Source organism: Varibaculum sp. C0165D1, from assembly GCF_056590355.1.
Genome location: NZ_JBWPVY010000001.1, coordinates 83,112 through 107,189 on the forward strand (window position 1 = coordinate 83,112; position 24,078 = coordinate 107,189).

Sequence of the window (24,078 nt, forward strand, 5' to 3'; positions counted from 1 at the left end):
CCGGTCTGGTGATGGTGGTGTAGTTGCCTGATAGCGTTTATTACCTACTAATGGTGCTTTTAGGGGTCTTGCTGACGATAGGTACCGCCCTATTTGTAGCTGCAGAGTTCTCTATGCTGGCGCTCGACCCTGCCCAAATAGAAGGAAGGGTAAAACGCAAAGAAAAGGGAGCTAGCGGAGTACTAAAAGCTTTGCGGCATTTATCAACCCAGCTTTCCGGGGCGCAGATCGGAATCACACTCACCACTATTTTGCTGGGATACACTACTCAAACTGCGCTTACCTCCCTATTCGCAAAGCTGCTCCTAGATGCAAAGCTAGCGGCCTCACTGGCTACTGCCATCGCGGTAGTGATCGCCTTGGTACTGGTCAATGCCTTCTCTATGGTATTCGGGGAGCTGTTTCCCAAGAATCTGGCGCTAGCGAAACCATTTGAAGTGGCGCAGATAGTAACTCCGCTCCAGCGGGCATTCACCTGGCTGTTTAAGCCGGTAATTGCAGTTTTAAACGGACTTTCCAACCAGGTAGTTCGCGCGCTGGGGATAGAACCCTTAGAGCAGCTATCTTCGGCGCGTTCGGCTTCGGAACTGGCTGCAATGGTTCGTCACAGCGCCGAAGCCGGCACTTTGGATCTATCTACCGCCACCATTTTTACTCGCTCAGTAGGGCTGGGAAGACTATGCGCCCGCGACGTGATGACCGACCGACGCCGGATGGACTCTTTAGAAGCCGAACAAAGCGCAGAGGACGTGGTGGAACTTTCTCGGCGCACGGGACATTCGCGTTTCCCAGTCCTGGGGGAGGATGCCGACGATATCCTCGGCCTAGTGCATTTACGGCGCGCCGTGGCGGTACCATTTTCAAGGCGTGAAAAAGTGCCGGTCACTGCACAATCTTTGCTGGTTAGCGCCCTGCGCGTGCCTGAAACCGTCAGGTTAGCGCCGCTTTTAGTGCAGCTGCGGGCGGCTAATTTACAAATGGCGATCGTAGTTGACGAATATGGGGGCACCTGCGGAATCGTTACTTTAGAGGACGTAGTGGAAGAAATCGTGGGGGAAGTAGCCGACGAGCACGATCTACGGCGCCGAGGAATCCGCCTCGAGGGCGACAATAAATGGCTGGTGGATGGAACTTTGCGTCCCGATGAAATCGCCGATCGGATTGAGGTATTGCTTCCAGACGATGGCCCTTACGAAACTATCGCCGGGTTGATTTTGGTGATTGCAGGTAAAATCCCCCAGGTGGGGGAGAGCTTCAAGGTAGGAACCCATAGCTTGACTGTGGCGAGGATGGATGGGCGACGGATTGAGAAAGTCCTGATTAGTGCGGCTCCAGCAGGGACGCCTTCGCGCCCTGCAGCGAAACCTACCGGCGATAACCGTGTTAAGGGTGGTGGCAGCCATGTCTGATTGGGTGGCGCTCTTAGTAGCATTGGCCTTGCTGGCAGCGAATGCTTTTTTCGTTGCCGGAGAGTTTTCAGTTACCTCCACCCGGCGTTCGCAAATAGAACCCCTGGCCGCGCAAGGTAAACGGGGAACTAAAGCAGCATTGTGGGCGGTGGAACACGTCTCTCTGGTTTTGGCAGTAACCCAATTGGGGATCACTTTGGCGTCGACAGGTTTGGGGGCAGTAGCCGAGCCTGCCCTGGCGCACTTGATTAGCCGTCCTTTGAATTTCTTCGGAGTTTCGCCCTCACTAACGCATCCGATTGCCTTCGTGTTTGCGCTGGTACTAGTGGTATTTTTACATATCGTCTTGGGGGAAATGATCCCAAAGAATCTGACGGTAGCCGCTTCGGTGCGGGTATGTCTGGTGATTGCTCCGCATTTGGTGCGCATTGCCCGGGCGGTACGACCCGTGGTCCACGCCTTAGATTCGAGTGCTAATTGGTTCGTGAAACTGCTGGGAATAAACCCGCGTTCGGAAGTGTCCCAGTCTTTCACTATTGAAGAGGTAGCAACGATTGTAGCAAAATCAACTGCAGCGGGAACCCTACGGGATGATTTGGGGCTGCTATCGGGTACTCTGGAGTTCTCTAAAGAAGATGTGCGTGATGCCATGGTTCCCCGATCGCAACTAGTTACTTTGAACTGGCCGCTTACCGCTGCGGAGTTCGAAGCGCAGGTGGCAAAAACCGGGTTTTCTCGTTTTCCGATTAGCGATGAATCTGGGAACTTGCAAGGCTATTTGCACCTTAAAGACGTTATTTTCGCCGATTCTATTGCTGCCCGCCAGGCGCCCCTGGAATCTTGGCGAATCCGGGTGCTCCCCGAAGTGTCTCCCGATGAAGAAGTGGAGGATGCGCTGCGAGTTATGCAAAAAACTGGCGTCCACCTCGCAAAAGTGAATGAAAATGGGCAAACTTTAGGGGCTATTTTTTTGGAAGATATTCTCGAGGAACTGGTGGGAGAAGTCCGCGACACCATGCAGCGCGGCGAGAACTAGTTTTATCAACTATCCGTACCCCAAATCGGACATTGCTGGCCACTGTAACTGGCTATACTTGCTAGTACCTACATCGACCCGTTTGTTGGAAGTCTGTATCTATGGATAGGTGTCCGCGTTGTCAAAATCTAACTGTGAGCGGGGTTGCATCCTGTGGGAACTGTGGCTAACAGCTAAATATTCCCGTCACGCAGGATGCTGACCACACGCGGTTAGCAGGACAACACAATCAGGGAACGCCGCTGCCAATAGGCGGCAGGGGACAGCCCTATTTATCGGCGCCACCTTACGCGACTCCTCCGCAGCCGCAAATACCCGGGCCTGCGCCCTGGCAGCAACCAAGTTATCCGCAACCCCAGCCTGCTCCCTATAACTTAGGCCCCAATTTTTCTGGCGCTAACCTTCCAGGACCAGCGGGTGATCAGGTAAAAGAAGCGAAGAAAAAATGGTACCGAAATAAGCAGACATTATTACCGGTACTTATCGGGGTAGTAGTAGCGGTCGCATTAGTCTCCGGGGTTGCCTATGCCGTTAGCGGCTTAGGGAAATCGAAAGCAAGTGTCGCCACTAGCCCGCAGACTACAACTGCCACCGCAAGCGCTAGTGAGACTCCCACTCCCGAGATTTCGCGCGTGGAACTGCCAGCTGGTGGCGACTGGCAATGGCACGGGGGACCAATGATAACCGCAGTCTCCAATCAAGGTGAGCAAGAAGCTCCGCAATATTTTTTTAAAATTTGGACCCCAAAGCTGAAAGATAAAACGGTCGATTGTACATTTTCACCGGTGCAAAGCGGGGAAAAGATGACGGATCAAGATATTTCGGTGGCCGCTACCTATGGAGATGATCCTGCTGTTTTCGTGGTGTATACGGTGCTCACTAAAGCGGTGGGAACTTCTCCGGAAACAGTGCATCTTTATGCCCAAGAACTGCAGATGCCTTCATGTAAGGCTAAACCTCGCATCGACCTGCAAACTGAGGCCGATAATGTAGTAAATGATCGTCAAGACTATAGCTTTACACTGGTGGGACAGTCAGAAAAATCAGTCGCGGTGGCGAAAATCTGGAGTAGTGAGTATAAGAAACCTGATGCTTTAGTTACGACAGTGCAACGACATGCGCAAGTATTGTCGCTAACTGGAGGACAGACTAAAGCTACCTCCCTGCAAGAACTTGCTGCCGACAAAGATGAGTTTGCGGTTTCAACTTCCGTTACCAATGATATGTACATGATTGTCACTGGTAAACGGCGCTTTTATGCTATCGATAGTAATAAGGTCTTGTTTGAACTGCCATTAAATATCGATGTCGGTGATCCCAGTTGCTACAAGCCGGTAGGCGAAGGAAGTCGCCTAAACCTATATAGATTGAGTAGTAACCAATATTTATTCTCTTGTCAGGCTGCGGAGGGGGAAAAACATAGTTTGCCCAACGTCTTTTTAGTCGATAGTACGGGAAAACTTACCCCACTATTAGGGCTATTGAAAGTAGCATCCGACCATCCAGATTTTAAGTCGGTAACTCTGGAGCAGCTAAAAGATGGATCGGTACTCATCACCAGTGAAGGCTCCTACCAAGTTTTCCATCTGGGAACCGATGGTAAGGTGAGCGAGATCTTAGACAGTGCACAGTGGGAGCGACTATTACACAACGAGGGTAGCCATTTTGGAGTTGCCAATTACTTAACTAATCAGTTTTATGTTCAAACTACCGACGAAATCTTAACTATGGATTTAGCGGGCAAAAGCGGGAACAAGCTGGAAGTTGAGCCCGCGGTAGCCTCCACGAACACTGATGTCACCAAAGTAAATTGGATTGCCTGGGAATCGAGCGAGAATAGCGCAGATGCAGAACTGATACTAACCACCGGAGCGCTCCCGGAGGACGAGGCAGCAGCTAAATAGGGGCGTGCAGGCAAAAATAAATACGATTTACGCATAAATTTTCAAGGTGTTCTTTCCAACCTTGGATAAATCGTTATAAATTCGTTACTATTTTAGGGTTGGCAATTTTTCCGGAGGAATAGCAAATGGCGGAGTCTGCTACTGGGCGACGTTCCCGGCGCGCTGAGCGGGTGCGCAGGCGGCGCTTTCGGCGCTTTGCGGCGATTCCTCGAGCCCTGGTTATTTTGGGATTAGCGGTGGTAACTATCATTGCGCCGCTCACCGGATTTGTGCAGGCTAATAAACCGGGGTCGATGATTGCGCATGTGCTCTCGCTACAGCCAGACGGAGAAAGTTGGGCCGGCAGTGCCCACTCCCTAGCTCCGGGAGATTCGGAACAAGGATTGGTTCCGATCCCGGCCGCCGGTACTCGGGCCCGGATTTTGAGTGCTGATCCCGAGTGCCAGTTCTCGAATATTGGCTCTGGTAACACCGCTGATAAAAATATGTCTAACGAGGGCGCGATCCTCTTCCCCCTGCAGCGCGGAGTCTTTCATCAGTCCTCTCCTTTTGGGGAACGTGTCCACCCGATATCTGGCATTTTGAAATTGCATACGGGGACGGACTTTGCGGCTCCCGCCGGCACTCCCATTCATGCTTTAACTGACGGGCAAGTAGATTTTGTGGGCCCCATGGGTGGGGGAGGCAATACGGTACGGCTCAAACATGTTATCGACGGAAAAATTGTTTTCACCCAGTACAAACATATGCTTCCCGGGACTTTCGCGGTCACTGTGGGGCAAAAGGTAAAGGCTGGAGATCAGTTGGGCGCCGTGGGATCTACGGGCAACTCCACCGGTAACCACCTGCACTTTGAAGTCATGCCGGGCAACGAGAATAACTATATAGACCCGGTTCCTTGGCTGGAAGCTCACCATTTCCGTTATTTGGGTCAAAAATGCGATTAGTGCCGCAAATTATCGCCCATAGAGGGGGAGGTGGGGAAACCCTGGAGAACACTAGGGACTCCATTGTTTATGCACTAGCCCGAGACGTCAGTCGTTACGAAACTGATGTGCGTGCCCTGAAAGATGGCACGATAGTCCTCCAGCATGATGCCAAGCTAGAAAATCCCTGGGGTGATTCACGGGAAGTCGGCGAGCTTACCTCCCGGGAGTTCTTTGCTTTACGGGGCCCGCAAGGAGAACGTCCAGTTTCACTAGAATCTGCCCTCGAAGACTATCCAGCCCTCGCCTATAACGTGGATATTAAAGAACCTCGCGCTCTGGAGGGTACTTTGCGCGTGGTTAGGAATGCCGATGCCTGGGAACGGGTAGTATTTTCTTCCTTTTCCTCAAAAACTCTTGCGCAGGTGCGAAAACGTCACCCGCAGGCACAGACTTGTTTATCTCCGCTCGAAGTTCTACTGGCACTTAGCGCCGCTCGCTGCGCCAGCAGACGGCGGTTTAATACTCCTGCCGCTTTCGCGCAGGTCCCCATGAAGTGGGCAGGAATAAAAATTATTGACCGCAGTTTTGTTTCTTGGTGTCATTGTCAGGGAATCAGAGTAGAGCCCTGGACGATCAATAATGAAGCAGAAATGTTGCAGCTAGCTACCCTGGGGGTAGATGCCATCATGACCGATTATCCGGCGCGTCTAAAAGCGACACTTACCGCCTAATAAACCGCTTTAGACTGGTAGAGTTAAGGCATGAGAATACATGTAGCATGCGATCACGCAGCATTTGAATTAAAAGAAGCTTTAGTCAGTCACCTTCAGGAACAGGGCTTGGAGGTAATCGATCACGGATCCAAGGTATACGATTCTGAAGATGATTACCCAAATACCTGTATCCCCTGCGCCGAGGCCGTCCTCGCTGATGAAGGCTCTTTAGGGGTAGTTTTAGGTGGCTCCGGTAACGGTGAACAGATGGCCGCCAACTGTGTTAAAGGAATTCGCGCGGCCTTGGCCTGGAACCTGGAGACTGCCAAACTTGCTCGCATGCATAATAATGCGCAAATTGTGTCGGTAGGTGCCCGGATGCACGAGGTACCGCAGGCTTTGGCGATAGTTGATGCTTTTATTGCCGAACCTTTCACTGGCGAGGAACGCCATCAGCGGCGCATAGATTTAATGGCTCAATATGAGCAGGAAAAATAGCAGCGCCGGGAATCATATAGAGTCTCCCCGGGCCCGCTTGATTGCGGTTGATTTCGGTACCGGAGAGGGCGGGCAGCTGCTCTTTTCAGGGTTTTCTTTTGCGATTTACCCCGGGGAAATAGTGGCCGTTATCGGCTCGCGCACGCAGGGAAATGCCTTGGTTAATCTGCTGGCCGGCTTGGTTGATCCGAGCGCCGGTCAGGTGGAAATTGAGGGACGAGACTTAGCAGATATGAGCCCCCAACAGCGGGCTTGGCTACGCCGTGAAAAGATCGGGATGGTCATGCCGGGTGAAAATCTGATGGAGAGTCTCACGGTAGCTGAAAATATAGCTTTGGTTTACGAGCTGTCCGGAATTAGACACCAAGAGGCACTTTTGCGCACCGGGGTATTGCTAGCCAACGTGCGAGCCACCGAAATCGCGGATCGCTATCCGTACCAATTGGATCAGTATCAGCAGCAGAAAGTGGCGCTTGCCCGTGCTGGTATGGGAGGCGCGAAACTAGTATTAGCAGATAATCTCACTTGCGAACTTGAGGGTGAAGCGGAAGAAGAAATCTTTGCTCTGCTGACAATGCAGGTGGAAAAGGGCAGTTCTTGTCTATTTTGTACCAGTGACGCTGCACTAGCTAAGTTTGCTGACCGCTCGCTGTTATTATCACCGAGTCCGACGGCGAAACAGGGGCGAGGCAATGACTAAAGTCGGCTTGATTTGGCGAGTAGCCTATCGAGGTTTAACTCACGCCTACCGTAATAGCTGGATGGTATTCTCGCTAATCGCATTGGCAGCTTTCCTGATGTCGGTGGTCACCATATCGCAGGTTACCCGGGATCCGGTAGTGGCCTCTCCCCGGGAAGCGGTTTTTCCTGCGGCCAGTGCGGCAATAGAGTATCGCCCAAAGATGGCATGGCAGCAAGCAGAAGGATTGGAATATTTAACCGCCGACGGGACACGCCAATGGCAAATCGGCGAGGGTGCTTCCCCTATGGGGCCCAACCGTGAGGATTTAGTAAGGGTCCTGGGAAAGACCCCACTGGAGCCGCTAGTTTTCACCGCGGGGAGCGTGGTGCCCGGTAACGCTAATACCGAGAAAGTAAAACTTTCGGGTCTAACCGCTAAATGGCAAGTACTCGATCCGCTAGAAGATACTGTGCTTTCGGGACATAATCCTCGCCAGGTCGGAGAAATCGCCCTAAACAAGAAGACGGCGAAGAAGCTTTCAGTTAAGGTCGGAGACAAAGTTTCCGGTAAGAACCTGTGCTCTGGCAATACCTGTCTAAACGATAAAACTTATCGGGTGTCCGGAGTTTTTATCGCGCCCCACAGCCCTCTTCAGCAGTTCCGGCTGCCGCTGGTAGCGCAAACTAACTTCTTAACGCTTTCTGCGACTTCTCCTGAAGTAGCGCCCCAGCAGACCACTCCTGCTTGGCCTTTCGCCGGGCTTACTGTCGACCAGCAGAAGTATCCGTACTTCATCTACTCCTTCCAAGTGTTGGGAACTACTGATATTTCTCCTGAGCAAAGGAGTAGGTTGAACTCTGCGCATCTGCGAGTGATAGCTGCTGATGATCCTCCATTTTGGGATTTTGAAGCTATCAGTTTTGCGAAACGAGGATTGCTGTTTTTACCGGCAGTGTTGTGCTATCTATTGGGGTTATTTGCAGGTAACTTACCGCTTATGAATCGCCTGATTCGCCGACAAAATAATAGCTTCCGAGCTCTGAATCGTATCGGCGGCTACCCGGCATTAGTCCGGCGGGTATTAGAGACCCAGGCGCTAATGCTGGGTTTGGCAGGCAGTATTGCCGGAGTAATAGTCGGTTACGCCTTCCAACAGATTTTCATTAGCCCCGATGTGGGGGCACCCCACATTGTGTTATTCTTCCTGGCTTCCGCGGCTATCTTAGGGGTAATCTGCTGCATCCTCGCCATGTTGGTGGCTGCAAATAAAGCGGCTAAGAATCTGGGCGTTTCCGCGAAAGAAAAAGCGTAGGGTACAGGGGGTCCCGCAGTTATTCTTCGGATATTATCCTTTAATATTCTCTGTCAATAGGGCAGCGGGGATAGGTACGTTTATACGTCCTATCCCCGCGCTGATTTCAGCTACTGTGCGTAGACCTAAAACTTCACCAACGAGTAGACCTGTTGGGCAATTGCGAGTTCTTCATTAGTGGGAATTACCAGTACTTTTACTGAAGACTCCGGGGTGGAGATAATAGCTTCCCGGGTAAAATGTTCTTCATTGAGTTCCTGATCAATCTGCACTCCCATAAAGGCGAGACTTCTACACAGCTCCCAGCGGACTCCGGGATCATTTTCACCAACGCCAGCGCTGAAAGCGAGGGCATCAAGTCCGCCCATAATTGCCCAATAGGCACCAACGTATTTCAAGAGCCGATGCAAATAAATTTCCATCGCCATTTCAGCTTGTTCATCGCCAGCCTCGATTAGTTTCCAAATCTCCCGCATATCGTTATGGCCGGTTAGTCCCTTCATACCGGATTGCCGGTTGAAAAGGTCATCTATTTCTTCAATGCTCATATCGGCCTCGCGGTAGAGATGGAAAACGGCAGCCGGATCAATATCGCCGGTGCGTCCTCCCATCACTAAGCCTTCTAACGGGGTTAGCCCCATGGAAGTGTCGATAGGATGATGGCCGATAATCGCGGAAGCAGAGGCACCATTACCTAGGTGTAGCACGATCTGTTTTAAATCCTCAGTTCCAAGTAGCGAACAAACTCGCTGAGAAACATACTGGTGGGAGGTACCGTGGGCCCCGTAACGACGAATCCTAAATTTTTCAGCGACAGATCGTTTCAGGGCATAGGTATAGGCTTTCTCCGGTAGGTGATTAAAGAAAGCCGTATCGAATACCGCCACATGGGGAACCTTCGGCAAGATCCGCTTGGCAGCGTCGATGCCCTTCAAATGGGCGGGATTATGCAGCGGCCCCAGGGGGCAAAGTTCTTCGATCAGGGAGTATACATCGTCGTCGATTATCGCCGGTCCGGAAAAGTAGGGACCGCCCTGCACGATGCGGTGTCCCACACCCACTATCTGTGATTCGTGTAGCGAAGGACCGATGGTTTCGAAGAGCTCTTCTACAATCGCCATCCCTTCCAGGTGGTCGCGCACCGAGCGAACCATTTTCTTTTCCACATCGTGATAGACGTGCTTAATTCGGCTGCGGTCTTCGCCGATTTGTTCGACAATACCGCGTGCTATTTCCTCACCGGTTTCCGGGTTCATCAACTTATATTTGATCGACGACGACCCGGAATTAATCACCAGAATAGTATCGTTTTCCACGCCTTTTCCTCCTTTGGGGGCATTATCCCTGCGCCTGAATCGCAGTAATGATGATGGTGTTGACTATATCCTCGACCAGTGCTCCGCGGGAGAGATCGTTGACCGGTTTATTCAGTCCCTGCAGAATTGGACCCACTGCTATCGCTCCCGCAGTCCGCTGTACCGCCTTATATACGCAGTTTCCAACATCTAGGTGATTAAACACAAATACGTGAGCTTGTCCCGCCACCGGCGAGTCGGGGCATTTCTTAGCCGCAACTGCCTGATCGACAGCGGCATCGAATTGCAAGGGACCGTCCACTGTTAGCTCCGGGTGATTTTCCTTGACTAACTTTACTGCTTGAGAGACTTTTTCTACGGTTTCCCCACTGCCCGAATCGCCAGTCGAATAGGAGATTAGCGCGACTTTCGGGTCAATACCGAACTGGGCGGCAGTTTGGGCGCTAGAGGCAGTGATATCTGCTAATTGATTGGAATCTGGATCAATCGAAACTGCGCAATCAGCATAAAGATCAGCATGATCGGAAAACAGCATCAGGAACGCTCCCGACACGGTCGACACCTGCGGCTTGGTTTTAATAATCTGGAGGGCGGGCCGGATAGTATTAGCCGTGGTGTGGCAGGCTCCCGATACCATTCCGTCAGCGTCTCCGCACGCAATCATCATCGTGCCAAAATAGGCGGAATCTTTTAGTAATTCCCGGGCTTTTTCCGGGGTAACCCCCTTGTTGGCTCGTAGCTCGCAAAGTTTGTGACCGTAACGCTCAATTAGGGATTGATCGCTCAAGGAAACTACTTTAGCGCCACTCAAATCCAGATTGAGCTCCTGGGCGCGGGCAGCGACCTCGGGTTCTTCTCCCAGCAGGATTATCTTCGCAGCTGCCAATTGCATAATCTGGGCAGCAGCCTGTAATACTCGGTCATCTTCGGATTCAGGTAGCACAATCGCAGATGGGGTGGCTTTGGCGCGCGCAGTAAGTATCCCCTGATAGGCAAGGGGAGGGATCCCTAGGCGCGGCGGGTTCTCGAGCATCGGCACTAATTTAGCGAGGTCACTAGCGCTCACTTCGCTACCAGCGACCGCCACTACTGGCGCATGCTCTAAGGACACCGAGGGAGTGAAGGTCGCGTTTAGCAGGATGGTTCCCACTGCGGTTCCACCTGCTTGCGCGGCAGTAAATGCCATAATGTGTGCAGTGTCAATGGCAGTTTCTTCGTCCATTCCGCAGGCATCAATCAGCAAAATCATAGGGGAGAGCAGATGGGCTGCGGCGCGGCCATGCACGGTGGCCATATCAACACCGGGAAAAGTAGCGGTATAGGACCCATCGTAGAGGGCATCTTCACTGGCGGGAAAGGTATCAATTATTTTCTGGGCGGATTTTTCAGTTTCCAAAACCCAATCTGGGGGCGCGGGTAATCCACTTTGAAACACCTTCTGGACAGGTAAGTTTCCCAGTAGCTGCGCTAGAGCGGTAGTAATGGTGCCAGTATTGATAGCTGCCTGCAAAGGCGCTAGATAATAGGAGCTTGACATGGTAGAGGTATTCCTTCCACTGCAATGAAAATCTATTTGCTATCTAGATTACCAGGTAAAGCAACAATAAAGATAGAGTAAATTGTATATATTTTACGGGCGTGGTGGGGAATCTTTCTTTATCGGAGGCTACTCGGCCCAATAATTCCCGGTATGCTGGAAGACGTGAATGAAACAAGTCCTGATTGGGTACGTCCCGTCCTCGTATTTGATATGGGTGCCCAAACCGCACAGCTGATTGCGCGCCGGGTGCGGGAAGCCCATTTATATTCCGAAATTGTCTCTCCTCGGCTATCTGCCCAGCAGGTTCTGGCGAGAAAGCCCCTGGCATTAATCGTTTCTGGGGGGCCACATTCCGTATATGAGGAAGGCTCCCCCCATATCGATCCGCAGCTTTTAGAAAGCGGAGTTCCGATTTTAGGAATCTGCTACGGATTCCAGATGCTCACCCAGATGCTGGGGGGTAAAGTTGCGAGTGCCGGTCGTCATGAATACGGGAAGGCCGATGCTAAAGTCGCCACCGATTGCCCGTTATTTGCGGATACTCCCGGCGAGCAAGTGGTGTGGATGTCGCACAATGACGAGGCGAAAGCGCTGCCGGCAGGGGTAAAAGTGGTGGCCAGTTCGCCGGGAGCCCAGATTGCGGCGTTCGAAGTTGAGGGGCGTCCCATTTGGGGAGTGCAGTGGCACCCCGAGGTGCGCCACAGTGAGTACGGCACTCAGCTGATTCACAACTTTCTGTTTAAGGCGGCGGGGCTAGAGCCGAACTGGGATCCGCGTTCGATTACCGAGCATCAGATTAGCCAGATTCGTGAGCGGGTAGGAGATGCCCGAGTGATTTGCGGTCTGTCGGGGGGAGTAGATTCCTCAGTGGCGGCCGCCTTGGTGCACCGGGCGGTCGGCGATCAGCTTACCTGCATTTTCGTCGACCACGGTCTGCTGCGAGAAGGTGAACGCGAACAGGTAGAACGCGACTACGCCGCTTCCAGTGGGGTAAAGATCGTGACGGTAGACGAATCTGAACGCTTCCTTAACGCCCTCGTCGGAGTGAAAGACCCGGAACAAAAACGCAAGATTATTGGCCGGGAATTTATTCGCGCTTTCGAGGATGCCCAGCGGGCCCTCGTTAAAGAAGCCGGCGAAGCCGGAGAAGAAATAAAATTCCTGGTGCAAGGCACCCTTTACCCAGACGTTGTGGAATCGGGCGGGGGAGAAGGTGCCGCCAATATCAAGTCCCACCACAACGTGGGAGGGCTACCGGAGGATCTTTCCTTCGAACTGATAGAGCCGTTGCGTACTCTCTTTAAAGATGAAGTACGCGCCCTGGGGACAGAGCTAGGGCTGCCGGAAAACTTGGTATGGCGCCAACCTTTCCCCGGTCCAGGTCTGGGGGTGCGGATTCTGGGGGAGCTCACCAAAGAGAACCTAGACATTTTGCGTGCCGCTGACCGGATAGTACGTGAGGAGCTAACCGCTGCCGGGCTAGACCGTCAGATTTGGCAATGCCCGGTGGTATTGCTGGCAGATGTGCGCAGCGTGGGCGTCCAAGGAGATGCCCGTACCTACGGGCATCCGATCGTGATTCGCCCGGTAGTAACCGAGGATGCAATGACCGCCGACTGGTTCCGCCTGCCCTACGAAGTGCTGGAACGGATTTCCAACCGCATCACCGGGGACATTCCCGAGATTAACCGGGTGGTGCTAGATTGCACTTCCAAGCCCCCGGGGACCATCGAGTGGGAATAGCCGAATCTTTAATCGACTACTGCGTTTCTTGGGAATTATTTGTCTCATCGAGGCGGATTTCAAAATGAAGGTCTTCCCCACTGATTCCAATTTTTTCGAACACTGCTTCCAGCACCTGAATTTTTGAGGCGGTCGGTATTGATAGGAATACGTAAAGGTTCCTGCCGATATTGACCCATCCTTCCTGTGGGGAGTCCATAGTGGTAATGAAGGAAGCAGGAGTGCCTTTCATGATGCTGCTCTCTGTAGATACTGGGTTCGCGGTAGCAATGCCAAAATTATAGAGGTGCTAGGTCTTGAATTGTTAAAAATAATAGTGCGAGAGGAAAGCCGGGGAATAAGTAGCATAAAAGCGCACTCTGGGGAGAGTGGACGAATATTTTCAAGTGTTCTGCTCAATGAAATTTACGATGCTAGAATTTGGGTATTGCAATAGTTTGAAAGGAAATACATTGAGTAATTCACCCCATTTTCAGCCTGATGAACAAGCTCAGGAACCAGACGAATCCCAAACTAGGCTTGCGTCCGGTGGTAACTCTGGTCCTGTGAACAGCTCTTTTTCTCCATTTCCTGGGGCTTCGCAGGGATCAGCGCCAGCTAGGGGAATGAATCCTCCACTTCCGCCCGCTCCACCAGCAGGAATGAATCCTCAATTTCCGCAGGGAAATTATCAGCAACCGATTCCGCCCGCTGGGTATCCGCCTTACCCGCCACAAGGGGGAGCCGGAATGCCACAGCCTCTTCCTCCGTCAGCTTCGGCACCCCAGGGAGAAATGGTGGGGTATCCGCAGGCGGGCTATCCGCCGGTAAATCCAGCAGCGATGCAGCCTCCTTATGCTGCGAACCTCCCTGGCTATCCGCAACCCCAAAAATCGCCTAACGATTTTGTCCTTGCCTTAAAAGCTATTTGGCCTACTTTTGTAGCCATGCACAAATCTGAGGGGCAGCAACAGGTGAAAGCCAACTTCCAGTTGAAACACTGGTGGTGGGTAATGATGGTGCTATTTTCACTGGTGACGGGACTTAGTTCCTCGGTGATCCTCGCCCGAAGTGCGGATATATTCTCCGGAGGATTGCTAGGTTCCTCGGGGTTTGGAACTTATAGCATTCTATATTTTGGGTATTGGTTGCTTTGCTTTGTGGTGTTCACCCTGGTGGCATTCGCGGTAGTAATTCTGAGGGCGGCATTAGCATTAGCTGCTGCTCGCACTAAGCAAAGTACCATTACCTTTACTCAGGTAGCTTCGATAGTGGCAACGGGGCTGGTGATGCCCTCCTTTGCGTTGGCATTAATGTTTTTGATTTCCCTGCTACCGATCCCCGTTTTGCCTTTAATATTAATATTGGTCCTACAAGTGCTGATATCGGCCTCCTTCTTAATGATGGAGCTGTTGATCTTCGGTGGCTTAAAAGAGCTGTATCCGCAAGATAAAAGCCCAGAGATGCGTCATACCATTTTCTTCATTATCTGGACGTTGTGTGCCTCCCTAGTAATTGGGATGTTGGCCGCTCCTACCGGGACTTATTCCGTCAAAGAGAGCGCAAAGGCTGCGGTAGAAGATACGGTGCAAAACCAAGTCGATGAACTAGAGAACCTAAAGAGAATGTTCGATCAGTAGTTCCGTTACTGCTGAAGGGCGTCTTTGAAGCGACCTAGTAAATAAGCAATATCATAAGTTGGGGTTTTCCGCCAGGACTAAACTGGCGGAAAACCCCAACTTCTTACCCTAAGAGTTATCCGCAGCTGGCAATTGCCCACTTGCTTTCCCGGAGCCGAAAATGCCGGTTCCTCCGTACCTCGCTGTTGCTCGTCCGGGTATGGCAGACCTGCCGCCCTATAGCGAGGAGTAGTGATCGATATAGTCGCTGATTTCAAAGCCTTTAATTGACATTTCTGCTATTAAATCGGGGCTACCTGAACCCAGTACCGGATCAGATCCGTAAATATTAACCCTGCCGGGAGCAACAATTTTCACCACTCCGTTTTCTAGAGCCGGCCCAATCGCAGTTAGATAGGGATGCTCGGGATCTGCCGGATCAAAGATTGCCAGGTTGAAGCCATTTCCTTCGTATACGTCAACTATCAGGAGGGCATCTAGATAACCGTCTGCGTTTACATCCCCGTATCCAACCGCATAGGATTTGCTGGGATCTGGTTTAAAACTTGCCGAATCAAATAGCTCATCAACCTCGTTGCCTGTTAGCTTAATCGCGTCCAGATGAGATTCCGGATTCATGGGCGCGGGAGTGAACTGTTCAACCGAAGTTCCATTTTTCATGGTTGCCCAACATTCACTGGTGGCAGCCGGCATCTTCCGGGCAATGGGAGTTCCGTCAGCTTTCTGCCAAAAATTAGCTTCGGCGCATTCCGGGGAGCCTACGAGAGGCTGAAAAGCGTTGGCGAAGTCAATGTTTTTGATGGCATCTTTTGCTACCTGAGGTTCACTTGGCTGGGTAGCGGCTGGGCTCAGCTCCTTCTCGGGAGAATCTTGCACCTCGGAACTTCCGCTAAGGGCCATGACCTCGAGTTCCTGGGACTCTTCCTCTCCGGAGGCCTGCGTACCTTGTGGCATAGGATTCTCTGTACTGCTTCCTGAATCCGGGGTAGTCTCGGAAGAGGAATCCCCAACCACAGTGGTGGTGTAAACTGCCTTGCCATTGCAGGTAACGGAGGCCGGTTTTTTCAGGTTCTGCACCCATAAAATTTTCGTGGTTTTGGGACTGTAGGCCACGATTTGCGTGGCATTAGTCGCTGAAGGGCTGGCGCCGACTACCAGGTATCCGCTAATAAATATTTCTTCCTTGAACTGGTATTTCTTATTCGTATTGGCTTTTATTATGTCCTTAGTAGCGCATACAATTTTCCCTCCCTTTATCTGGTAAGGGTATTTTAGGGAGTTATCGCATTTTGGCAGCGCAATAGGCTTTCCGCTTTTGGCGCCGGTTTTAGGGTCGAGCATTTGGGCGGTGCCGGTTCCGTCTTTGAATGGTTGTAGCAAAAACAGCTGGTCTTTTTCGGGCGAGTAAAGCGTATACGCTAAGCCTGGCTCGCCCTTGGTCTTTACTTGGACTTTCGCCGGTTTTTCCCAAGCCGGCTTTACTCCCACTGCTAGAGAGTCATCGCGACTAAGTACCTTGTAGAGGACGGTTCCTAAGGCGCACAGCGCGACCACTAATACCACGCTCAAGACCACAATCGGCACCCGGTAGGACTTACGTTTTTTTGAGGGTGGTCCGCCAGGGAGAGGCATAGCGCCACCAGGGGCAGGGTTAAATGGGTAAGCAGGTGCCATCTGCTGTGGCGCAGGATAGGAAGGCGGGAACTGGCCCCCGGGTACACCAGCTGGAACCGGCGGAGAGCTAGGATAAGCTGCTGGCTGCGGCGGGTTTTCTGGATGGTAATCACTAGGGGCTGCAGGAGCTACTGCGGCGTATTTCGGGTAGGTTTGCCCAGAGACGGGGTCTTGCGGGTAGGGAGGATAAGTAATGTTTTTCCTTCCCGGCATAGGTCCGGGGGTGATTACTGATTCCGATGAAGTCGGGTTGGTTGCGACCGCGTCCCCACTATCAGCGGCAATGCTTTGGGGGGAAGAGGCAGATTTGGGAGCGAAATCAGATTCTGCAGCCCTATCCGGCTCAGAAGTTCCGTCATTAGCATCTTCAGCAGGGCAAAACTTAGGCATAACCCCACTTTAACAATCCCAATCTGTCTGTAGCTGAAAAACTAGACAGTTTAAAGAGCACTAACCCCACAAACAGAATTGCTGCTTAGAAGAATCTGCAGAACCGTCAGCAGCTAGCTAGAACTTCTAGACAAAGCACGGTGTTAGCCGCTTAAACCAAGCAAATACCCCCAGGAACCCCCGATACTAGTCGGCATTAGGAGAATTTTTTGTAACCGGTAATTTCATGCCCCGTAATCGATAATTCCGCTATGGTCTCCTCAGTTCCTGAAGACGACATAGATGCTGGATAGGAAATAGTAATTTTTCCCGGGCTTTCGATTCTTACTATATTCGGTTCTTGAGTGCCCCCAATTATCGAAATAAAGGGGTGCTCTGGGTCTTTGGGATCAAAAATCGCCAACTGGAAACTGACCGCTTCTAAATCATTGGCTATGAGCAGCGCATCGAGGTAACCATCACCGTTTGCATCTCCGTATGCCACGCTATACCGCTTGCTGGTGTCTGCGGTAAAGCTTTCGGAATCAAAAAAGCTGGAGCTATTCCCCTCGTTTTCTGAAAGCTTGAGGGCAGGAAACTGTACTCCCTCATCCCAGGGAGCGGAGACTTTTTCAATGGATTCCCCGTTTTTCATGGTTGCCCAGCAGGGAGTGGTTTCTCCTGGCATTTTTCTCGATATGGGAGTGCCGTCGCTTTTACTCCAGAAATTTTTATCTGAACAGTTTTCAAGTCCATATACGGGCAGGTAGGCGGTGGCGAAGTCGATGTTTTTGATGGCGTCTTTGGCTACCTGGGGGCCGTCTGGTTTGCTCTCGCTAGGATTTAACTCTTTTTCAGGGTTAGGTTGTGCCGTAGAACTGCCGGTCAAGGTCATGACCTCTAGCTCGGTGGATTGCTTTGGGGCGGGAGGATTGGTTTCTTCAGATTCGGTATTTTCGGTAGTATCCTGCGAGTTTTGGGTGGGATTCGAGGAGGAATCTTCAGCGATACTGGTGGTGTAGATTCCTTTGCCGTCACAGGTGACGGAGGCGGGATTTTTCAGATTTTGCACCCATAGTAGTTTGCTACTGTCAGGGTCATAGGCCACGATTTGCTGGGCGTTTGTGGCGGAGGGGCTAGCTCCAACTAGCAGGTGTTTATCGGCATAGATTTGTTCTTTGAACTGGTATTTCTTATTCTGATTGATTTTTATTGTGTCTTTCTTGACGCATGCGATTTTCCCGCCGGCAGTTAAGTAGGGGTGTTGAAAGGCATTATCGCATTTTGGTAAGGCTATGAGTTTACCGATTTTAGCTCCAGTTTTGGGATCTAATAGTTGTCCAACTCCGCTGCCATCTTTAAAGGGTTGCACTAAAACCAGTTTGTCTTTTTTAGGTTCGTAAAGCGTATATGCTTGCCGGGATTCTTTTTTTATTTCTATCACTACTTTTGACGGTTTATCCCAAGCTGGTTTGACCCCTACTGCTAAAGAATCATCAGTGAGAAATACTTTGTAAAGGGTGATCCCCAAAGCAGAAACCGCAAGTATTAACAACACGCAGAGGGTGATTATCAAACCCCGCCGAGACTTAGCTTTCCCACCCGGAGCCGGCTGCCCTGGGAAAGCAGGAGGTGTCGGTTGCGCGGCAGGGTAAGCAGGAGGCACCGGTCCAAATCCCCCAGGAGCTGGTTGCCCTGGGTAGGCAGCCGGTATCGGCTGCCCCGGATAGTTAGCAGGTGCCGGCTGCCCCGGATAAACCGGCGGAACTGGCGGGGTCGCCGGGAGATTGGCGTTAGCAAATCCGGAGGAGCGGGCAGCATTATTATCTTCGTCAGGGGAAAACTTCGACATAACCCCACTTTAACAAGCCTTCTAAACAGTGAAACAAAAAACTAAAAATCAGATCGTGCTACCAGGGCGTCCTATTAATAAGTTCAAAACAATTACATCCGCTTTCAACGCTGGTAGCGATATTTTCTAAGAAGTGCTGCAGCCTGGTATCACCCTGGCTAGCATGGAAGAGAACGATCTCAAAGGCGAATGAAAGGAAAATACTGTGGCAGTTCATGACAATGGACCGGAGCCTTATAGCTTCGATTTGGAAACCGAAACCAAAGAAAACACCAACTATCGCACCACCGCGTGGACCGGGAAATATCTGCAGGTAACCCTGATGTCTATTCCGGTAGGCGAATCCATCGGGCTGGAAGTCCATCCTGACAACGACCAGTTCCTACGCCTGGATGCCGGTAAAGGCAAAGTGGTGATGGGGGATGCGGAAGATAACCTCACCTTCGAACAGGAAGTCGGTGACGGCTGGGCGGTAATGGTACCTGCCGGCAAATGGCATGACATTATCAACGTCGGAGATGAACCGATGAAGGTTTATGCAATCTATTCGCCCTCCCACCACGCGAAGGGAATCGTGCAAGAGACTTTCGCCCAGGCAGAAAAGGACGAGGAATCCGGCAAGGATGTACCTCCCGAATGGACAGTACAGCTGGGTAAATAGCCCACTTACGATAGCAGCGGTCCCCGGGAATAGCTCAACAAAGCCGCTATTTTCAGGGGGCTAAATACAGTAAATAACCTTTAGTGGCGTCGCCCTGATTTTAGGGGCGGCGCCACTTGCTTTCCCAATAGCAGATCTTTCGGCATTAACCCAGATGTTTTGAAAGCGGTCCGCTTTAGGACTCTAACCTGTCCAGAGCGGCATCCAAGCGGGTAAGTTTTGCCGTCATTTCACCGCTACGACCAGGACGAATATCTGCTTTCAGCACTAGTGATACCCGCGGGGCGTAATGGGATACCGCTTCACAGGCATCCTTAACTACCTGCATACAGTCATCCCAACTGCCCTCGATGGTGGTAAACATAGGGTCGGTGCGATTCGGCAGTCCGGAATCTTGAATCACCTTGACTGCGGCTGCAACGGCATCATGTACTCCGCCATCAGCATCAGAGGCAGAGGGAGTAATAGAAAATGCAACTAACATATTTTTACTTTAACCCTGATGGTCGCTAATCTTGCTACGGCTGGCTAGGGGATAAGGCGTTCCTAAAATATTTATTGCCTATTTTGCGGGACAAAAGTGCGCGGTGTGGGAAATAAGCGAACCTTCCTCCGGGTAACAAAAAATACCCAGAAGAGTGACGAATCTAGCCCGGCTATATCTGCTAACAGATTGGTACGCAAGGCGGCGACCCTGCTAGGCTTAAAGGGTGGTTGGTTCCTTAGGGCTTCCTGCAAGAAGTCCGAGGTAAGCAACTAACAGGCTCCCCGGGCAGCAGGTGTAACCAGTGGTCAGGGGGATGCGGTTGGGCAGTGGGCGAGAATTCAGACGACTTCCCGATTCCGCGCGTAAAATTTCATACCGGGCAGCTATTTCATATAAGGGAAGACTTTGAATAAGCGGATTTTCGTAAGGAAGAAGAACGATACTACCCAGTTCAATGTCTATGACATTTTCGGCCTTGACGCGGCTGCACTGGAAAAAGCCAAATACACAGTATTCGCAGAGATAAACCAGGATCTGGTACTCGACGAGATCGATATCGAAGACTATTACGTCCTCGAATACTTGCCCGGACAGTTTGATCAGCGTGCCGATGCCGCAGAAAAGTGCTTACAGCTGCAAGGATATGAAGCTACCGTTAAATGCGGATACGGGCACACGGGCGAGGTTAAGTTCAATCCCATCGAGATGCGTCTGAAAGACATGTCGGTGTTGGAGAATCAGACCTATGTGCCTAACCGGCAACTGCCACCCAGCATTGAAATCACTGAAGATTACTATGAAAACGCTTCTTTGGCGATGACCAAAGACGACCTGCTGTTTATCAAAGGATACTTTGACAGTATTGGACGTCTACCTACCGAAACTGAAATCAAAGTAATCGATACCTACTGGTCAGACCACTGTCGTCACACCACTTTTGAAACGGAACTAACTGACGCCACTTTCTCGGGCCCCTATGCTCAACGCTTGCAGGAAGAATGGGATCAATACCTGGCGGAACGCAATAGTGAAAAACCCATCACCCTGATGGATTTAGCGACGCTGGCGGCTAAACGAGAAAACGTGAAAAACCAGGAAGTCTCCAACGAGATCAACGCCTGCTCGGTATATGTAACCGTGGGCGGCGAGCGTTATATCCTGCAGTTTAAGAACGAAACCCACAATCATCCCACCGAGATTGAACCTTTCGGCGGCGCCTCTACTTGTATTGGGGGAGCCATCCGGGATCCCTTATCGGGACGTACCTTTGTCTACCAGGCGATGCGGATCACAGGCAGCGCCGATCCCCGGATAGAGGACCACATCGAAGGGAAACTTTCCAGTAAAGAAATCACCCAGCGGGCAGCTGCTGGTTATTCCTCCTACGGCAACCAGATTGGGCTGACCACCAACTATGTTAAAGAACTTTATCACCCTGGTTACCGGGCAAAACGTCTCGAATTAGGGTTCGTGGTGGGGGCTGCCCCCGCAGAGAATATTATTCGCGAAGAACCTGCTCCCGGCGACTTGATTTTGCTGATCGGAGGACGCACCGGGCGTGACGGGATCGGGGGAGCTACCGGATCTTCCAAGACTCACACCCGGGACTCCTCCCAAACCTGCGGAGCGGAAGTACAAAAAGGTAACCCGATTATTGAACGCAAGATTCAGCGCCTGTTCCGTCGCGGCGAGGTTGCGAAGCGGATCAAGAAATGTAATGACTTTGGCGCCGGGGGAGTATCGGTTGCCATCGGGGAACTGGCTCCCGGACTAGAAATTGAACTCGACCTGGTACCGGTTAAATACCAGGGGCTTAATGGTACCGAATTGGCAATCTCGGAATCTCAAGAACGGATGGCAGTGTGTATCGATCCGGCTGATCTGCAATTCTTCTATGACGCTTGCGAAAGCGAAGATGTCGAAGTAACCCATGTGGCTACCGTGACTGCCGAGAGGCGCCTGGTGATGCACTATTTAGGGGAAACGATCGTCGATATTTCTCGGGACTTCCTTGACACCAATGGGGTGCGTTCCCAAGCGCAATTTGCGACCGTGTCTAACGGAGAAATCACTCCCGAGCGCAGTGTCTCCGGCGCAGACGTGCAGGAAAAACTGGCAAATAACCTGGCGGACTTAAACATCTGTTCGCAGCGAGGATTAAACGAAATCTTTGATTCCTCTATTGGGGCTACCACTTTAACCTTGCCCTACGGGGGTAAGTTCCAGCGCACTCCCTCCCAGGTCAGCGCCCAACTAGTATCGGTTGAGGATGGGCAATCCGAGGTAGCCTCGGTAGCGGCCTACGGTTTTGAACCTTCGCTGGCCGAACTGAGCCCTTATCACAGCGCTATTGTCTCGGTAGTGCAATCCATGTCGCGCTTGGCCGCAGCCGGTGTCGACTATCAGGATCTATATTTTAGTTTCCAGGAGTACTTCCCGCGCCTAGGCGATGACCCCGAAAAATGGGGAACCGTGGTGGAAGCGCTGCTCGGTGCCAATCGGGTGCTGCGCCACTTCCATTTAGCTTCCATCGGGGGCAAAGATTCCATGTCCGGCACTTTCGAAGATATGAATGTGCCGCCCACCCTGGTTAGCTTCGCTATCGGGATGCAAGACGCGACTAAGCTTAGAACCCCCGAATTTAAAGCCCGTAATCACCGGCTCTACCTGTTGAAAGCTGAAACCGATGAGCTGGGAACAGTGGATTTGGAATCCTTCCAAGCAGCCCTAGACAAACTGCAAGAGATTGATCCGCTCTCGGCCTATGCCCTCGGGTATGGAGGAATCGCAGAGGCGCTAGCAAAAATGGCTTTCGGGAATCGGATTGGTTTTGAAATCAAAACTGAAGAAGACCTGTTTGCTTCTCGCTATGGCAGTTTCCTGATTGAAACTGACCAGCACCTGGATCTGCCTCTGCTGGGATATACCGGCCGTTGGGCAGAAAGTGCCATTAACGGACAGCAGCTAGATTTGGACGCTTTACAGCAGGCCTGGGAAGAGCCCCTAGCGGAGATTTTCCCCACCGCCGGCAAGCGGATCAGCCAGAAAAAAGTGGCACGAGTCAGCGAAACTTGTTTAACCAAAACCCGTCACGCTCCCTATCGAAAGCACACCCCCCAGGTTTTTATCCCTATCTTCCCTGGCACTAACTGCGAATACGATATGACTCGGGCTTTTACCCGCGAGGGCGCGCAGGTAGTAACCGAGGTTTATCGGAGCGCCGCCTCCTATGCTCGCCAAATCGAGCAAGCCGATATTCTGGCACTTCCAGGCGGATTCTCCGTGGGAGATGAGCCGGATGGATCTGCAAAGTTCATTGTTTCCGTACTGCGGCAAGAGCAAGTTAAAGAGGCCGTGCATTCGCTGCTGCGCAAAGGGGGCCTAATCCTGGGGATCTGTAATGGCTTCCAGGCACTGATCAAATCGGGATTGCTGCCCTATGGGCAGATTCGGGACCTGGATCCGGATTCGCCTACCTTGGCAGAAAATGATAGTGGACATCACGTAGCTAGAATCGTGCATACGGCGGTGGCCTCGGTGGCGTCCCCCTGGCTAAGTTCCTACGACGTGGGAGAAGTCCACCAGATACCGATTTCTCATGGAGAAGGACGGGTAGTGATGAGCCCAGAGCAGTACCACAAATACTCGGCCGCTGGCCAGATCGCCACCCAATATTTAGGGGAAAACCCCAATGGATCTTCCTTCGGAATCGAAGGGCTGTTGGCTCACCAGGGACAAATCCTGGGGAAGATGGGCCATTCAGAAAGGAGCGGTAGCGGTTTATACCTCAACTACTGTCCCGAAATAGAACAAAACCTATTTAGAAACGGGGTTAATTATTTCCGATGGATGTAGCAATCATTTTTGGTTCCGCCTCCGATAAAGACAAAATGGCGGGCGCTGCGAAATGTTTAGATGAGTTCGGATTGGAATATAAAGCGTTTATTGCTTCGGCGCACCGGGTACCAGAACTTTTAGAGCAAATCCTAAAAGAGGCTGTGGACTCGGGGGCAAAAGCCATCATTGCCGGGGCGGGATTAGCAGCGCACCTGCCAGGAGTTATCGCCTCTAAAGTCACGATTCCAGTGATCGGAGTACCGTTAGATGCGGCTTTAGGCGGACAAGACGCCCTCTACTCAATCGTGCAGATGCCCAAAGGAATCCCGGTTTCCACCGTGGGGATCAACAATTCCTATAACGCCGCTATGGCTGCGGTGCAGATTATTGGGACCAGTAATGAGCAGGTTGCCGCGCAGCTAAAAGAGTACCGCGCCAATATGAAGAAAAAGTTCACTGCTGACCCAGTTAGTTTTTAAGAGAAAATTTCAAGTAAA

19 protein-coding genes are annotated in these 24,078 nt (G+C 51.6%); 13 read left to right on the forward strand and 6 right to left on the reverse strand.

What is annotated here, in order from left to right; translation table 11 throughout:
* Positions 1 to 50: 50 nt before the first annotated feature.
* The 8 genes from AC1EKS_RS00390 to AC1EKS_RS00425 all read left to right on the forward strand — a co-directional run bounded on the left by AC1EKS_RS00390 (position 51) and on the right by AC1EKS_RS00425 (position 8,483).
* Positions 51 to 1,409 carry a hemolysin family protein gene (locus AC1EKS_RS00390; RefSeq protein ID WP_481008499.1) on the forward strand — a complete coding sequence of 453 codons (1,359 nt, stop codon included), beginning with the start codon at positions 51 to 53 and terminating at the stop codon, positions 1,407 to 1,409.
* Positions 1,402 to 2,445, forward strand: a complete 1,044-nt coding sequence (locus AC1EKS_RS00395) for a hemolysin family protein (RefSeq protein WP_481008293.1) — start codon at positions 1,402 to 1,404, stop codon at positions 2,443 to 2,445. The genes AC1EKS_RS00390 and AC1EKS_RS00395 overlap by 8 nt, the downstream gene beginning before the upstream one ends.
* A gap of 632 nt (positions 2,446 to 3,077) precedes the next feature.
* Positions 3,078 to 4,349: a hypothetical protein gene (locus AC1EKS_RS00400; protein WP_481008294.1), complete on the forward strand. Its 1,272-nt coding sequence runs from the start codon at positions 3,078 to 3,080 to the stop codon at positions 4,347 to 4,349.
* Between the two features lie 125 nt (positions 4,350 to 4,474).
* Positions 4,475 to 5,296, forward strand: coding sequence for a M23 family metallopeptidase (locus tag AC1EKS_RS00405; RefSeq protein ID WP_481008295.1), 822 nt, complete (start codon positions 4,475 to 4,477; stop codon positions 5,294 to 5,296).
* Entirely contained in the window at positions 5,296 to 6,009 is a 714-nt protein-coding gene (locus AC1EKS_RS00410; RefSeq protein WP_481008296.1) for a glycerophosphodiester phosphodiesterase family protein, read from the forward strand. The genes AC1EKS_RS00405 and AC1EKS_RS00410 overlap by 1 nt, the downstream gene beginning before the upstream one ends.
* Positions 6,010 to 6,039: 30 nt before the next feature.
* Entirely contained in the window at positions 6,040 to 6,489 is a 450-nt protein-coding gene (locus AC1EKS_RS00415; protein ID WP_481008297.1) for a ribose-5-phosphate isomerase, read from the forward strand.
* Positions 6,473 to 7,189: an ATP-binding cassette domain-containing protein gene (locus AC1EKS_RS00420; protein WP_481008298.1), complete on the forward strand. Its 717-nt coding sequence runs from the start codon at positions 6,473 to 6,475 to the stop codon at positions 7,187 to 7,189. Before AC1EKS_RS00415 ends, AC1EKS_RS00420 begins: the two co-directional genes overlap by 17 nt.
* Positions 7,182 to 8,483 carry an ABC transporter permease family protein gene (locus AC1EKS_RS00425; RefSeq protein ID WP_481008299.1) on the forward strand — a complete coding sequence of 434 codons (1,302 nt, stop codon included), beginning with the start codon at positions 7,182 to 7,184 and terminating at the stop codon, positions 8,481 to 8,483. Before AC1EKS_RS00420 ends, AC1EKS_RS00425 begins: the two co-directional genes overlap by 8 nt.
* 125 nt (positions 8,484 to 8,608) lie before the next feature.
* Here AC1EKS_RS00425 and AC1EKS_RS00430 read toward each other — a convergent pair whose 3' ends face one another.
* Positions 8,609 to 9,799: an acetate/propionate family kinase gene (locus tag AC1EKS_RS00430; protein ID WP_481008300.1), complete on the reverse strand. Its 1,191-nt coding sequence runs from the start codon at positions 9,797 to 9,799 to the stop codon at positions 8,609 to 8,611.
* Between the two features lie 22 nt (positions 9,800 to 9,821).
* Complete coding sequence (pta, locus tag AC1EKS_RS00435; protein WP_481008301.1) at positions 9,822 to 11,336, reverse strand: phosphate acetyltransferase; 1,515 nt, start codon at positions 11,334 to 11,336, stop codon at positions 9,822 to 9,824.
* A 153-nt stretch (positions 11,337 to 11,489) separates the two neighbouring features.
* Between pta and guaA the strand changes: the two genes are divergently transcribed.
* Positions 11,490 to 13,082, forward strand: a complete 1,593-nt coding sequence (gene guaA / locus AC1EKS_RS00440) for a glutamine-hydrolyzing GMP synthase (protein WP_481008302.1) — start codon at positions 11,490 to 11,492, stop codon at positions 13,080 to 13,082.
* A 16-nt stretch (positions 13,083 to 13,098) separates the two neighbouring features.
* Here the strand turns inward: guaA and AC1EKS_RS00445 are convergent, their stop codons facing one another.
* Positions 13,099 to 13,314 carry a hypothetical protein gene (locus tag AC1EKS_RS00445; RefSeq protein ID WP_481008303.1) on the reverse strand — a complete coding sequence of 72 codons (216 nt, stop codon included), beginning with the start codon at positions 13,312 to 13,314 and terminating at the stop codon, positions 13,099 to 13,101.
* 496 nt (positions 13,315 to 13,810) lie between these two features.
* Between AC1EKS_RS00445 and AC1EKS_RS00450 the strand changes: the two genes are divergently transcribed.
* Positions 13,811 to 14,701, forward strand: coding sequence for a DUF3824 domain-containing protein (locus tag AC1EKS_RS00450; RefSeq protein WP_481008304.1), 891 nt, complete (start codon positions 13,811 to 13,813; stop codon positions 14,699 to 14,701).
* 216 nt (positions 14,702 to 14,917) lie between these two features.
* On the opposite strand, the gene AC1EKS_RS00455 is transcribed toward AC1EKS_RS00450, so the two are convergent.
* Positions 14,918 to 16,765 (reverse strand): hypothetical protein, encoded by a 1,848-nt coding sequence (locus tag AC1EKS_RS00455; protein WP_481008305.1) that lies wholly within the window; start codon positions 16,763 to 16,765, stop codon positions 14,918 to 14,920.
* 196 nt (positions 16,766 to 16,961) lie between these two features.
* The gene (locus AC1EKS_RS00460; protein ID WP_481008306.1) at positions 16,962 to 18,596 is read right to left on the reverse strand and encodes a hypothetical protein; all 1,635 of its coding nucleotides are present in this window, start codon (positions 18,594 to 18,596) and stop codon (positions 16,962 to 16,964) included.
* A gap of 205 nt (positions 18,597 to 18,801) precedes the next feature.
* Between AC1EKS_RS00460 and AC1EKS_RS00465 the strand changes: the two genes are divergently transcribed.
* Positions 18,802 to 19,257 carry a cupin domain-containing protein gene (locus AC1EKS_RS00465; RefSeq protein WP_481008307.1) on the forward strand — a complete coding sequence of 152 codons (456 nt, stop codon included), beginning with the start codon at positions 18,802 to 18,804 and terminating at the stop codon, positions 19,255 to 19,257.
* Between the two features lie 175 nt (positions 19,258 to 19,432).
* Here the strand turns inward: AC1EKS_RS00465 and AC1EKS_RS00470 are convergent, their stop codons facing one another.
* Complete coding sequence (locus AC1EKS_RS00470) at positions 19,433 to 19,741, reverse strand: thiamine-binding protein (RefSeq protein WP_481008308.1); 309 nt, start codon at positions 19,739 to 19,741, stop codon at positions 19,433 to 19,435.
* Positions 19,742 to 20,149: 408 nt separating this feature from the next.
* Here AC1EKS_RS00470 and AC1EKS_RS00475 point away from each other — a divergent pair, with 408 nt between their 5' ends.
* Both AC1EKS_RS00475 and purE read left to right on the forward strand, forming a co-directional pair.
* Positions 20,150 to 23,599, forward strand: coding sequence for a phosphoribosylformylglycinamidine synthase (locus AC1EKS_RS00475; RefSeq protein ID WP_481008309.1), 3,450 nt, complete (start codon positions 20,150 to 20,152; stop codon positions 23,597 to 23,599).
* Positions 23,590 to 24,060: a 5-(carboxyamino)imidazole ribonucleotide mutase gene (gene purE / locus AC1EKS_RS00480; RefSeq protein ID WP_481008310.1), complete on the forward strand. Its 471-nt coding sequence runs from the start codon at positions 23,590 to 23,592 to the stop codon at positions 24,058 to 24,060. Before AC1EKS_RS00475 ends, purE begins: the two co-directional genes overlap by 10 nt.
* The last annotated feature ends 18 nt before the right edge of the window (positions 24,061 to 24,078 follow it).